The following is a 13,108-nucleotide window of genomic DNA, read 5'->3' as shown; positions in this document are numbered from 1 at the left end:
CGCCCGCTCGAGGAGATCGCAACGATGAAGATGACCTTTCGCTGGTACGGAGACAACGATCCCGTCAAGCTGGAGTATATCCGCCAGATCCCGGGCCTCTACGGCATCGTCTCGGCGATCTACGACGTGCCGGTGGGCGAGGTGTGGCCGGTCGAGAAGCTGGAGGCGCTCCGGGCGCGCATCGAGGGCGTCGGGCTGAAGTTCGAGGTGGTGGAGAGCGTGCCGGTGCACGAGGACATCAAGCTCGGCAAGCCGACGCGCGAGCGCCTGATCGACAACTTCTGCCAGAACATCCGCAACTGCGCGGCCGTCGGCGTGAAGGTGATCTGTTACAACTTCATGCCGGTCTTCGACTGGACGCGCACCGAGATGGCCAAGGAGCTCTCCGACGGCTCGCTGACCCTGGCCTTCGACGCCGGGGCCGTGGCGAAGATCGACCCGGAGCAGGGGATCGCGCTGCCCGGCTGGGACGCCAGTTACAAGCCCGAGGAGCTCCGCGCCGTCCTCGGCGAGTACAAGAACGTCGATGAAGAGGCGCTGTGGGCGCACCTCGAGCACTTCCTCCGGCGCATCATCCCGGTCGCCGAGGAGGTCGGCGTCCGCATGGCCATGCACCCGGACGACCCGCCCCGGCCGATCTTCGGCCTGCCGCGTATCGTCAAGAACCGCGACGACCTGATGCGCCTCGTGAAGATCGTCGACTCCCCGGCCAACGGCATCACGCTGTGCTCCGGCTCGCTGGGCGCGGACCTGTGCAACAGCATCGTATCGCTCGTGCACGAGTTCGGCGGCATGGGCCGCGTCCCGTTCGGGCACATGCGCAACGTGGCGGTCCAGGAGGACGGCACGTTCTTCGAGTCCGCCCACCTGTCCTGCGAGGGCTCGCTCGACATGGCCGCCATCGTGAAGGCGTATCACGACGTCGGCTTCGACGGCTACGTGCGCCCGGACCACGGCCGCATGATCTGGGGCGAGACCGGCAAGCCGGGCTATGGTCTGTACGACCGCGCGCTGGGCCTGGTCTACCTCAACGGCCTGTGGGAGGCGACGAGCAAGCTCTCGCGCGGGAGCGGCGACAAGGGCGTCGGTCCAGCGTGAGCGGGTAGGGGTGGCGGCGGGGCGTAAGCGCCCAGCCATCGCCATGGGCGCTAGTTCCGCGCGTATGCTCCGTGGCCCGGAGGGCAGTGCGCAGGGCGCCGGAGCAGGTGTGGAAGACGCCGGCGGCGCGCGAGCGCCGCGTCGATCAGGGGTGAAGCCCGCAGCTGTCGGCGCACTTACCGCGCACGCACGAAAGCAGCTCATCGAAACAGGCCGTGCTCAGGAGGGGAACACCTTCAGGGCAATAGTCCCCCCCCGACTCGATGAGGACGAAGACGTTGAACTGATCGTCTTCCGAGGAGCAGGCGGAATCGATCAGCCCGCAACCGTCCATGCAGCCCGGGCAGGATGACCCCTCGAAGCTGAAACGCGAGCAGAAGTCGTCCTGGGTGATTGGCGGCTCGGGCGGGAACGGGGACTCTGCCTGGCGCCCGTCGAGCGCGGCGAACACCAGCCGTGCGGGCTCCTGGTCGGCGCTCTTGCTGAAGCCGACCTCGCAGCGCAAGGAGGCCGAGGACGCCAGATTCACCGACGGGCACGGCTCCGTGATCCATTGAAAGGACTCCGAGCCGAGCGTGAACCCATCCATGCTCTCCACGGAGAAGCTCGCCGGTGTCACGGGCAGCGGCAACGTATCCTGGTTCCTCAGGATCAACGAGACCCGCAGCGCCGACGGGCTCTGGCTCCATTCGACGATCTCGAGCGCCACGACGTCGTCTCCTGGCGCGGTCGTGCCGGCGCCCGTGCCACCGGCCCCGGTCGTGCCGCCGCCCGCGCTGCCGGGCGCGTCGTCCGGCGATCCGCCACAGGCGGCGAGCAGGGCGAGCGAGGCGATTGTCCATCGATGAGCGAGTCTGTTCATGTCAACCTCCATGGCCTCCCCTCATGAAAGGGCACCCATCAGCCCATATACCAGGTCGAGCGCTCCCGACACGAGCCGTCGAGGCGACCTGCCCCGCGTCGGCGTCGCCTCGCATCGTCGCGATCCCCTCGCCGTCATGCTCCTCTGTGCCTGGCGCCCTTCGCTTGGTTCACGAGGCCCCGACCTGGTCGGGTCGCCACGCCTCGCTCCAGGGCTCAGGACGAGCCGCTCGCGCCGTCGAGCCTCTTCATGCCCCAGGCCAGATCCTCGCGCACCCAGCCCTTCCCGCCCTTTTCGTCGATGATCTGGAGCCAGCGCCCCTTGCGATCGAGGACCTTGAACACCTCGCCGCGCTCGGCCTGGAACGCGACCTCCGCGGAGGTCGTCGGCGCCTCGCGGATGTTGCCCCGCGTCGCCTTGATCACGATCGTCTTGACCCGGGCCAGCAGCCGATCGGCCACCCACGCGAGATCGCCCTCGAAGTCCTTGATCTTGCACCACCCGCCCTCGCGCTCCAGGACCTTGACCGGGTAGTACCGGGTCGCGGTGAACTCGACGGGCTCGCGCGTGGACGGGCCCGCGCGGAAGTTCGCGACCGGGACCTTGACGCTGAGCATCTCGGCCTGCGCCGCGCTCGGGAGCGCGACGACGAAGAAGAACAGAACTGGCACCATCGGCCGGATGTTCACGTTTGCCTCCTCTGTGGATGTCCATGCGGCCGCGACGGCCCTGGCGCGGAGCGATGCCGTCATGGGCTCGATCCCGGTCGCCGCGATCGCGCGCGGTGATGCGCACCGGCGCGCGCCCGCGCCGACCGGCCTCGTCCGAGGCGGGCGGCGCGGGCGCGGCCGCCGTCGTGGGCAAGCGTCGCGCCATCGAGCGGCGTGGCTGGCCCGCCGTCCGCCGCCGGCGCGGGCACGAGCGCGGCGCGGCCAGCGGCGCGGCCGATTCGCGTCGGCGGCGGATGGCACGGAGACGCGCAGCGCCTGGAAGACGTGAAGCGCTGGTCGATGGCTCGCGGAAGACCACCGTGCTACCGTCTGAGCGGAATGAACGCCCGCCTGCATCTCGAGTCGTGTTCGCGGCGTCGCCGCGGCGCGCGCGGCGCGTTCCTCCCCCTGCGCGCCCGGCTGCTCTGTCCGAGGTCGCCCGCACGCTCGTAAGGGAGCGGTCTCTCGGCGCCTTTCGCCGGCCGCTCCCGGGATGAAGCGCGGGTGTCGTCGAGCACGCCCGCGTCCGGACGAGCTGGACGGGCGCGCCCGCCGGCCTGCTCGCCCCGCGCGGGCCGCCGGCCGCGGCCTGGCTCGAGTCGACAACACAAGGAGATCCTGCTCATGGCACCTCACACGAACCCCATCGTCATCACCGAGTTCGACCGCCAGCGGCTCACGCGGCTGCTCGAGGCGCTCCGCGAACGGCCAGGGGCCGAATCGCCGAACCTGGAGGCGCTCGAGATCGAGCTCGAGCGCGCGGACGTCGTGAAGCCGCACGAGATCCCGCCGGACGTGATCACGATGAACTCCAGGGCCCAGCTCGTCGACCTCGATACGAAGGAGGAGCTCTGCGTGACCGTGGTTTTTCCCGGGGCCGCGGAGGTGAACAGCGGGCGAATCTCGGTGCTCGCGCCGATGGGGCTCGCGCTGCTCGGCTGTCGGGAAGCAGAAGAGGTGGAGTGGCCCACGCCGAGCCGAACCCGCCGACTCCGGATCGACCGCGTCGTCTACCAGCCCGAGGCGTCCGGTCGCTTCGATCTCTGAGGCCGCTGGCGCTGGCCCGCGCGCCTCGGCGAGCGCTGGCCGCGACGCCCGGGCGCGCGACCGCTGCGACAATTCGACTCCTCTGCGACATCGTGTCGCACCGTCCGGCGCGCGGCGCGTCCGCCGCGTCACCGCGCGCGCCCGCCGCCGGACCTCGCACCCCCCGCGCTCGCTGGCATATGGGTTGCGGACGTCATGCGGAGGAGGTGCCATCCCCCATGGCGCAGCTCGACTCTTGGCTCGACGTCACATCCTGGCGGGACGTTCTCCGGCGCGCCGTCGCGTGGGTCATCCACGCCTTGCCGACGGCGCTGCTGCTCCTCTTCGTCGCGCTCGTGCTGCTCAAGGGGCTCCACGTCCTGTGCAGGCGCGTCGAGGTGTCGTTGATGAGGCGCAGCCGCAGCGGCGACGTCAAGTCGGTGCGCGAGATCGAGAGGCGCTCCGAGGCGCTGCTCGGCATCATCCGGACGACCGGGAGGGTCGTCATCGGGGTCGTGGTGGCGATGATCCTCCTCGTCCAGCTCGGGGTCGACATCGCGCCGCTCCTCGTGGCCGCCGGCATCGCCGGTCTGGCCATCGCCCTCGGCGCGCAGGAGCTCGTGCGCGACGTCATCTCCGGCTTCTTTCTGCTCCTCGAGAACCACCTTCGGCCCGGCGACGTGGTGAGCGTCAACGGCACCTCGGGTGTCGTGGAGCACATCGGCCTCCGCACGGTCTCGCTGCGCGACGACGCCGGAGTGGTGCACGTCTTCCAGAACGGGAAGATCGACGCGCTCTCGAACATGACCAAGGAGTGGTCTGCCCTGGTGTTCGACGTGGCCGTCGCCACCACGGAGGACGTCGACAGGGCGATGCGGGTGATGCGCGAGGTCGCGCGCGAGCTCCAGGAGGACAGGCGCTACAGGGCGAGCATCCTCGAGCCGCTGGAGCTCGTCGGCGTGGAGTCGTTCGACGAGCGGGCGGTGGTCGTCCGCGCGCGCATCAAGACGCAGCCGGCCGAGCAGTGGCAGGTGGGCCGAGAGTACCGGAGGCGCCTCGCGAAGGCGTTCGGCGCGCACGGCATCGAGATGCCGCCCGTCCACCGGACGAGCCACGCGGCCCAGGCAAAGCCTCCGCCCAGGGCCGAGGCGAGGGCGGCGAACGGCGCGGCGAGCGGCGAGAGCGGGGCGCGGTTCGAGGGCGCCGGCGCGCAGGGGTGACGCGCGCCGCGGCGCGCGGCAGGTCGCCCGCCGGGACAGCGCGGCGCGCCGGCCGAGGCGCCCGCCCACCGCGGTGTCTGCGCCTGAGCTGCGCCTGATTTGCAGCCGGGCGCCCTTCGACCTACCCTGCTCCGCCTTGGAAGGCGAGATCGTCGACCGCAAATACCGCCTTACCCGCTTGATCGGCGAGGGAGGGATGGGCTGCGTCTACGAGGCGCGGCAGACCGACTCCGGCGAGCGGGTCGCGGTGAAGCTCATCAGCTCGCAGAAGCGACGGGAGAGCGGCACCGCGCTCGGCCGCTTCCAGCGCGAGGCGCGCGCCGCGGCCGGCATCGAGACCCCGCACATCGTTCGCCTGCTCGACGCCGGGACGGATCCCGCGACCGGCTCGCCGTACCTCGTGATGGAGTACCTCCACGGGGAGGACCTCGGGCAGCTCTTGCACCGCCTCGGGCCGCTCCGGCCCGACGTCGCGCTGCGCATCGTCGTCCAGGCGTGCCTCGGCCTGCAAAAGGCCCACGAAGCCCGGGTGATCCACCGGGACATCAAGCCTGCGAACCTGTTCCTGGCGCGCTCCGACGACGGGGAGATCGTGGTCAAGCTCCTCGACTTCGGGATCGCGAAGATCAAGCCGTCGGAAGGCGGCGTGACGACCGGGCTGACCACGACCGGGAAGATGCTCGGGTCGCCGCTCTTCATGGCGCCGGAGCAGATCGAGGACATCCGCACCGTCGATTACCGCACCGACATCTGGTCGCTCGGCGTCGTCCTGTACGCCGCGCTGGCGGGGAACGCGCCTCGTCATCAGATCGCCTCGATCGCGCGCCTCTTCGTCCTCCTGTGCACGGAGCCGGCCCCGCCCATCCAGGACGCCGCCCCGTGGGTCCCGCGCGAGATGGCCGCCGTGGTGCACCGCGCGCTGGAGCTGAAGATGGGCGACCGCTTCCAGAGCGCGGAGGAGATGCTCGCCGCGATGCTCCCGCTGGTGCCCGGCGGCCACGCGCTGCGGGAGGAGATGCTCGTGGCCGTCACGGACGAGGAGCGCGCCGTGCTGGCGCCGAGGCTCGACGTCGGCCACGCGGCGCGCCGGGAGGGGAGCCTGGCGAACGCCGCCGAGGGCCGCCCGGGCGACTCGACGACGGACGGCGGGCGCGGCCGCGCCGCGGTCGCGACGTCCGGCGCTCCGATGACGAGCGGGGCGGCGGGCGGCGCGTCGGCGACCGGCGCCGCGGCGCTGTCCCGGGCGCCGGCGGTCCTGCTCGCCCTCGGCGTCGCGGGCGCGATCGCGTATTTCGCGGCGCCGCGCGCGGCGGAGCCGGGCGCCGACGCCGCCGTGGCCGCCGGCACGGCCGCGGCCAGCGCGGCGACGGCAGCGCCTGCGGCGAACGAAGTCGCGGCGGCCAGCGCGTCGCCCGTGGCCAGCGCCGCGTCCGCGACGCCGCCGGAGGCGACGGATCCTGCGCCGGTCGCCCTCAGGCGGGTCGTCCTGGCCGTCGCGCCCAGCGACGCCGCCGTGGAGGTCGACGGGGTGCCCGCCGATGTGCGCGGCGGGCTGGTCGAGATCTCCGGTGTGCTCGGCAGCAAGCACCGCGTGCGCCTCGTCCGCGCGGGGGCCGAGCGGGTGGAGGAGGTCGCCGTGACCGAGGACGGCGCGTCTCCGGCGCGGCTCGCCCTCGATGTCCCGGCGGCCCGCGCGAGCGGCGCGCCGCCCGCCAGACCGCAGCCGCCACGCCGGCCGGCGCCGGCGCCGGCGAAGGAGCCGTCGGCGCCGCCCAGGCCGCCGGCGGACCCGCTCGTCCCGAGCACGCTCCAGTAGCCGGCGGCGCCCAGAACCAGGTTGCGAGAAAGGGACAGGGTTCCTGTAAGCTGCGGGCGTCGCATCCTCGATCATGCGAATCCGGATCTGCCCCCCCCGACGCGCCGCTGCGGCCGTCGCATTGCTCCTCGCCGCGTGGGCGGCGCCGCTCTTCGCGCAGGGCGCCGGACGCGCGCAGCCCGCCGCCAGCAGGCCTGCGGCTGCGCCTTCCGGCGCCAGCGGGCCCGCGGCCAGCGCGCCTTCGGCCGCCGCGAGCGCGCCGTCCGCCACCGCGCCCGCCGCCGGGGCGCCCGCTGCCACCGCGCCCGCCACCGGCGCGCCTTCTGCCGGCGCGCCTTCTGCCGGCGCGCCTTCTGCCGGCGCGCCTTCTGCCGGCGCGCCTTCTGCCGGCGCGCCTTCTGCCGGCGCCGCCGCCGAGGCCGCCGCGAAGGCGGACGCCGAGGCCCGCTTCCAGCGCGGCCTGCGCATGTACAGGGCCGAGGCGTGGGAGGCCGCGGCGGCCGAGTTCCTCGAGTCGCGGCGGCTCTTCCCGACGTGGGGGGCCACCTCCAGCGCCGCGCGCTGCTTGCAGAAGCTCGGGCGCACCACCGAGGCGCTCGATCTGTTCGAGTCGGTCCTCGCCGACTTCGACGACGTGCTCCCGGCCGACGCGAAGCAGGCGGCGCTCGCCGAGGTGGAGCAGCTGCGCGAGCTCGTCGGCGCGATCGCGATCGAGGGGGGCGCGCCCGGCGCGGTGGTCCTCGTCGACGGCGAGCGCCGCGCCGAGCTGCCGCTCCCGGCCCCGCTGCGCGTCGCGGCGGGCGCGCACACGGTGCGCATCCAGAAGGACGGCTTCGAGCCGTTCGAGGCGCGCGTCGACGTCCTCGGCCGGAAGACGGCGCGCGTCGCGGCGAGCCTCAAGGCGATCGAGACGCGCGGGCGCCTGCGCATCTCCGAGATCACGGGCAAGCAGCTCGGCGTCGCGCTCGACGGCGTGCGCGTGGGCACGACCCCCTGGGAGGGCAAGGTCGAGCCCGGCGCGCACGTGATCGTGCTGTTCGGCTCCGACGGCTTCGGGACGCCGCCGACCACGGTCTCCGTCAAGGCGGGCAAGGTCGTCGACGCGCCGCTCCGGGCGGTGAAGGCGCGCCCCATGCTCACCGCGGCCGACCCGGTCGAGCTCGACTACAAGAAGGGCGACCCCATCCCCCTCGGGTACCGCCTCGAGACGAACGCGCGCGGCGGGCTCATCTCGGCGGGAGCGACCATCCTCGGCGTGGCCTACACGCCGTTCTCGGTCTCGGGCACGCTCGCGGGCTACCCGGTCCTCGCCGTTCCGGTGGCCGGTCCGCTGATCCACGCGGCGCGGGTGGCGGACAGGGGGGACGAGGCGATCTTCGTGATCGACGGCGTCTTGCAGGCGGCGGGCCTCGCGATGATCGCGAGCGGCATCCTGGTCCGGAAGACGACGCTCGTGCGCGAGGACGTCGCGCGCTCCGGCCCGCGCCTCCTCGGCGCCGCGCCCGCCCGGCTCGGTCGCGACGGCCTCGGCGTCCAGGTGGTCGGCGGCTTCTAGCCTCGACGCGGACACGGCCGTCGGCCGCCGGGCCGCGGCCCGCGTCGAGACGAGGGCGCGCGCCGCGGAGGCGACGGCGCTCCCGCCCCGCTCCGTGGCCGCCCGCGCGCTCAGCCCGGCGCGGGCGCTCCGTATCCGCCGCCCCCGGGCGTCTCGATCACGAACACGTCGCCGATCCCCATCTCGACCGACCCGATGTGCGGCAGCACCTCGGTCGAGCCGTCCGCGCGCACCACGACGTTGCGCCCGGGCGCGCCCGCGCCCCCGCCGGCCAGGCCGAACGCGGCCGTCGAGCGCCCGTTCGACAGGATCGACGCCGTCATCGGCTCGAGGAAGCGCACGGCGCGCGTGCCGCCGTCCCCGCCCGGAAAGCGCCCGGCGCCGCCCGAGCCCGCGCGGATCTCGTAGCGATCGATCCGCACCGGGAACCGGTGCTCGAGCACCTCGGGGTCGGTCAGGCGCGAGTTCGTCATGTGCGTCTGCACGACGCTCGTGCCCGGGAAGCCGCGCGCGCCGCCCGCGCCGAGCTCGATGCCCGCGCCCGAGCCGCCCGAGATCGTCTCGTAGTACTGGACCCTGTCGTTGCCGAACGTGAAGTTGTTCATGGTCGGCTGGCTGCTGGCCAGCACGCCGAGCGCGCCGTACAGCGCGTTGGTGACGCAGGTCGACACCTCCACGTTGCCGGCCACCACCGCGGCGGGCGGGCGCGGGCTCAGCATCGAGCCCTCGGGGACGATCACCTCGATGGGTTTCAGGCACCCGGCGTTCAGCGGGATGTCGTCGTCGACGAGCGTGCGGAAGACGTAGAGCACGGCGGCCATGGTCACCGCGCGGGGCGCGTTGAAGTTGTTGTCCATCTGCGCCGACGTGCCGGTGAAATCCACCACCGCCGAGCGGCGCGCGCGGTCGATCCGGACGGAGACCGCGATCGTCGCGCCGTTGTCGAGCGGCAACGTGAAGCGCCCGTCGCGGAGCAGCGCCGGGTCGAGCCGCGCGATCGCGAGGCGCACGCTCTCCTCGGCGTTGTCCTGCACGTGCTTCATGTAGGCGTGCACGGTCTCCAGCCCGAACTGGGCCACCATCGCCGAGAGCTCCTGCGCGCCCTTCTCGTTCGCCGCGATCTGCGCGCGCAGGTCGGCGAGGTTCTGCTGCGGGTTGCGCGCCGGATACGGGCCGCTGCCGAGCGCCGCGAGGATCTCGGCCTCGCGGAGCCGCCCGGCCTCGACCAGCTTCACGTTGTCGAGCAGGACGCCCTCCTCCTCGATCGTCCTGGAGAACGGCGGCATGGATCCCGGGGTGATGCCGCCGATGTCGGCGTGATGCCCGCGCGAGGCCACGTAGAACAGCGCGCGGGCGCCCTGGTCGTCCCAGACCGGCGTGACCACCGTCACGTCGGGCAGGTGCGTGCCGCCGTGGTAGGGGTCGTTCAGCACGTAGACGTCCCCCGGCTTCATCCCGGGGTTCCGCGCGATCACGGTCCGGATCGACTCGCCCATCGAGCCGAGGTGCACCGGCATGTGCGGCGCGTTCGCGATCAGGTTGCCCTCCGCGTCGAAGAGCGCGCAGGAGAAGTCGAGCCGCTCCTTGATGTTGACCGAGTGGGCGGTGTTCTGCAGGCGCAGCCCCATCTGCTCGGCGATGTTCATGAAGAGGTTGTTGAACACCTCCAGCATCACCGGGTCGACCTCGGTGCCGACCGCGCGGCGCTCGGGGCGCGGCGCCACCCGGGTGAGCGTCATGTGGCCGAGCGCGGTGATCTCGGCCTGCCAGCCGGGCTCGACGACCGTCGTGGCGTTGGCCTCGGCGACGATGGCGGGGCCGTCGATGACCGCGCCCCGCCCGAGCCGCTCGCGCCGGTACAGCGCCGCGTCGCGGAAGGCGCCCTCCGCGAACATGCGCGCGCGCGCGTCGGCCTCGGGGCGGTGCGGGCGCGCGCGCGTGTTCGCGGCGGGCCGCTCCTCGGCGGCGTCGCCCGGCCCGATCGCCTCCACCGACACGCTCTCCAGGACCAGCGCCTTGTCGGGCATCAGGAACGCGAACCGCTTGCGGTAGGCCGCCTCGAAGGCGGCGCGGATCGCCTCCGCGCCGCCGTACGGCACGACCAGGGCGGTGTCGGTGCCGTCGTAGCGCACGTGCGCGCGCTCTCGCAGCTGCACGCGCTCCGGCGAGAACCCTTGCCCCACGAGCTCGGCCTCGGCGTCGCGGCCGATGCGCGCGAGGGCCTCGCCCGCCGCGGCCAGGCCGGCCTCGTCGAGGCGCCGCTCCACCGCGGCCTCGCGCATCGCGCTCTGGTCGGAGAGGCCCATGCCGTAGGCGGACAGGACGCCCGCGAGCGGGTGAACGAAGACGCGGCGCATGCCGAGGGCGTCGGCCACCGCGCAGGCGTGCTGGCCGCCGGCGCCGCCGAAGCACTGGAGGGTGTACTGCGTGACGTCGTAGCCGCGCGCCACGGAGATCTTCTTCACCGCGTTCGCCATGTTCGCGACGGCGATCTGCAGGAAGCCCTCGGCCAGCTGCTCCGGCGTGATCGGGCGCGACGTCTCGCGGCGCACCTCCTCGGCCATGGCCTTGAAGCGCCGCTCGACGACCTCGCGGTCGAGCGGCTCGTCGGCGCCGGGCCCGAACACGCGCGGGAAGAAGTCGGGCTGGATCTTGCCGAGCATCACGTTGGCGTCGGTGATGGCCAGCGACCCGCCGCGGCGGTAGCACGCCGGGCCCGGGTTCGCGCCGGCCGACTCCGGGCCCACGCGCAGCCGCGCGCCGTCGAAGGTGAGGAGCGAGCCGCCGCCGGCGGCCACGGTGTGGATGCTCATCATCGGCGCGCGCATGCGCACGCCGGCCACCTGCGTCTCGAAGGCGCGCTCGAGCTCGCCCGCGTAGTGCGACACGTCGGTCGAGGTGCCGCCCATGTCGAAGCCGATGACCTTCTCGTGCCCGCCCGCGAGCGCGGTGCGCACCATGCCGACGATGCCGCCGGCCGGGCCGCTCAGGATCGCGTCCTTGCCCTGGAACCTGCGGGCGAGCGTCAGCCCGCCGCTCGACTGCATGAAGTAGAGCGGCACGCCCGGCATCTGGCTGGCCACCTGCTCGACGTAGCGGCGCAGGATGGGCGAGAGGTACGCGTCGACGACCGTGGTGTCGCCGCGCGAGACGAGCTTCATGAGCGGGCTGACCTCGTGCGAGGCGGAGACCTGGATGAAGCCGACCTCGCGCGCGATCTCGGCCGCCCGGCGCTCGTGCGCCGCGAAGCGGTAGCCGTGCATGAAGACGACGGCGCAGGCGCGGATGCCGGCCTCGAACGCCTCCTCCAGCGCGCGGCGCAGCGCCGCGCCGTCGAGCGGCTCGACCACCTCGCCCCGCGCGTCGACGCGCTCACGCGCCTCGATCACGCGCTCGTAGAGGAGGTCGTGCAGCACGATGTGGCGATCGAACAGGCGGGGGCGGTTCTGGTAGCCGATGCGCAGCGCGTCGCGGAAGCCGCGCGTGGTCACGAGCGCGGTGCGATCGCCCTTGCGCTCGAGCAGCGCGTTCGTGGCCACCGTGGTGCCCATCTTCACGCACGCGACCTCGGCGGGGGTGATGGCCCGCCCTGGCGGGAGGCCGAGCAGGCGGCGGACGCCCTCGACCGCCGCGTCGGCGTACTGCTCGGGGTTCTCCGACAGCAGCTTGGCGGTCGTGAGGGAGCCGTCGGGCCGCCTGGCCACGATGTCCGTGAACGTCCCGCCGCGGTCGATCCAGAACTGCCATTGGCTCGAGGTCGACGTCATGGTTTGCGCTCCTTAGCTAGCGTCTCTTCCGCCGTTCGCCCGTGCGGATCCTGCCTCTACCCGCCGCCGCGGCGCTGCACGACGGCGGCGCGCCGGCGCGCACCCCGACCAAACCGGGGTTCAGCGCTGTACAGCCGTTCGCGCGGCGTGGTAAACGCCTGAGCAGGTCTCAGCGAGAGAGCCTGCTCGAATGGCCAGCCAGAAACCCCTTCCGAACGTCACCGCCGCCCGCGCCGCCGGGCTGGCCGCGCTCCTCGACGCGACGGATCCCGCCGCGGCGGACGAGCGCGCCGGGATCGCGGAGCGGCACTTCGAGCGGGCGCGGCGGGCGCGAGCCGCGCGGCGCCAGGCGCCCGCGACGCCCGACGCCGGTGCCCCTTCACCGCCCGGCGGCGCGCCGGCCGCGGAGAGCGCGCGGGAGTACCTGCACGCCGCGCCGACCCGCTCGCCGGTGCTGAACGCCTTCCTGAACGAGCTCGGCGCCGAGCGCGAGGCGCTCGTGCCGGCGAACGTCCACGTCTTCGACGAGCACACGCTCGCGCCGAGGCTCGTCGAGATCGCCCGCGAGCGCGTGGTCTCCATGCTGCTCGCCGTGGGCAGGACCGACGTCGCCCTGACCCTCGCGCAGATGCCGCGGATCGCCAACGAGCGCGCCGCGCGGCTCTTCATGCGGCAGGCGGTCCACGTCGGCGGCGATCTCGGGGCGATCACGCGCGACTACGCGCGGCACTACCGGCGCTCGGGCGCCCCGGACCGCGACGACCAGCGCGCGGCCTGCATCATGGCCACGTTCGCCGGGCGCCTGAGCGCCATGGCGGAGAAGCTCCTCGGCCCCCACGTGCGCGCCGAGCTGCGGGCGGCGCTGGAGCAGCTCACGTCGCAGGGCGGCGCTCCCGCGCGGCGCGCGCGGGCGAGCGAGCTCCGGGCCCCGCAGGGCGCCGGGCGCGCCGCCGCCCCGACGGCGGCGCTCGGCGCAGGCGCGACGAGGCGGCCGAGGGGCAGGTAGGCGGCTCGCCCTCTCCTCGGCCGGATCCTGTTGCGAGGGGCCCGTTCG

Annotated in this window: 9 protein-coding genes; 6 read left to right on the top strand and 3 right to left on the bottom strand. The window is 73.5% G+C overall.

Annotated features, from left to right (window positions below; translation table 11 throughout):
* The first annotated feature begins 24 nt into the window (after positions 1-24).
* Positions 25-1,098 (top strand): mannonate dehydratase, encoded by a 1,074-nt coding sequence (gene uxuA, locus WMF26_RS24260; RefSeq protein ID WP_438002226.1) that lies wholly within the window; start codon positions 25-27, stop codon positions 1,096-1,098.
* Between the two features lie 145 nt (positions 1,099-1,243).
* On the opposite strand, the gene WMF26_RS24255 is transcribed toward uxuA, so the two are convergent.
* Together WMF26_RS24255 and WMF26_RS24250 are read right to left on the bottom strand one after the other, a co-directional pair.
* Positions 1,244-1,960 carry a hypothetical protein gene (locus WMF26_RS24255; protein ID WP_438002225.1) on the bottom strand — a complete coding sequence of 239 codons (717 nt, stop codon included), beginning with the start codon at positions 1,958-1,960 and terminating at the stop codon, positions 1,244-1,246.
* A gap of 215 nt (positions 1,961-2,175) precedes the next feature.
* Positions 2,176-2,649, bottom strand: coding sequence for an SH3 domain-containing protein (locus WMF26_RS24250; RefSeq protein WP_438002224.1), 474 nt, complete (start codon positions 2,647-2,649; stop codon positions 2,176-2,178).
* A 645-nt stretch (positions 2,650-3,294) separates the two neighbouring features.
* Here WMF26_RS24250 and rnk point away from each other — a divergent pair.
* The 4 genes from rnk (at position 3,295) to WMF26_RS24230 (ending at position 8,287) form a co-directional block, all read left to right on the top strand.
* Positions 3,295-3,717 carry a nucleoside diphosphate kinase regulator gene (gene rnk / locus WMF26_RS24245; protein ID WP_438002223.1) on the top strand — a complete coding sequence of 141 codons (423 nt, stop codon included), beginning with the start codon at positions 3,295-3,297 and terminating at the stop codon, positions 3,715-3,717.
* Between the two features lie 218 nt (positions 3,718-3,935).
* Complete coding sequence (locus WMF26_RS24240) at positions 3,936-4,916, top strand: mechanosensitive ion channel family protein (protein ID WP_438002222.1); 981 nt, start codon at positions 3,936-3,938, stop codon at positions 4,914-4,916.
* 136 nt (positions 4,917-5,052) lie between these two features.
* Positions 5,053-6,732, top strand: coding sequence for a protein kinase domain-containing protein (locus WMF26_RS24235; RefSeq protein ID WP_438002221.1), 1,680 nt, complete (start codon positions 5,053-5,055; stop codon positions 6,730-6,732).
* Between the two features lie 73 nt (positions 6,733-6,805).
* Complete coding sequence (locus WMF26_RS24230) at positions 6,806-8,287, top strand: PEGA domain-containing protein (RefSeq protein WP_438002220.1); 1,482 nt, start codon at positions 6,806-6,808, stop codon at positions 8,285-8,287.
* 110 nt (positions 8,288-8,397) lie between these two features.
* Here WMF26_RS24230 and WMF26_RS24225 read toward each other — a convergent pair whose 3' ends face one another.
* On the bottom strand, positions 8,398-12,054 hold the full coding sequence (locus WMF26_RS24225; RefSeq protein WP_438002219.1) for a hydantoinase B/oxoprolinase family protein: 3,657 nt from the start codon (positions 12,052-12,054) through the stop codon (positions 8,398-8,400).
* Between the two features lie 190 nt (positions 12,055-12,244).
* Here WMF26_RS24225 and WMF26_RS24220 point away from each other — a divergent pair, with 190 nt between their 5' ends.
* Entirely contained in the window at positions 12,245-13,060 is an 816-nt protein-coding gene (locus tag WMF26_RS24220) for a hypothetical protein (RefSeq protein ID WP_438002218.1), read from the top strand.
* Positions 13,061-13,108: the final 48 nt, after the last annotated feature.

The sequence above is a fragment of the Sorangium sp. So ce185 genome, assembly GCF_051526825.1.
Lineage (GTDB): Bacteria > Myxococcota_A > Polyangia > Polyangiales > Polyangiaceae > Sorangium > Sorangium cellulosum_D.
This window is presented reverse-complemented; position numbering and strand designations above follow the sequence as displayed.

Coding starts and splice junctions, on each gene's coding strand:
- uxuA (WP_438002226.1), top strand. CDS start 25: ATGAAGATGACCTTTCGCTGGTACGGAGACAACGATCCCGTCAAGCTG.
- WMF26_RS24255 (WP_438002225.1), bottom strand. CDS start 1,960: ATGAACAGACTCGCTCATCGATGGACAATCGCCTCGCTCGCCCTGCTC.
- rnk (WP_438002223.1), top strand. CDS start 3,295: ATGGCACCTCACACGAACCCCATCGTCATCACCGAGTTCGACCGCCAG.
- WMF26_RS24240 (WP_438002222.1), top strand. CDS start 3,936: ATGGCGCAGCTCGACTCTTGGCTCGACGTCACATCCTGGCGGGACGTT.
- WMF26_RS24230 (WP_438002220.1), top strand. CDS start 6,806: ATGCGAATCCGGATCTGCCCCCCCCGACGCGCCGCTGCGGCCGTCGCA.
- WMF26_RS24225 (WP_438002219.1), bottom strand. CDS start 12,054: ATGACGTCGACCTCGAGCCAATGGCAGTTCTGGATCGACCGCGGCGGG.
- WMF26_RS24220 (WP_438002218.1), top strand. CDS start 12,245: ATGGCCAGCCAGAAACCCCTTCCGAACGTCACCGCCGCCCGCGCCGCC.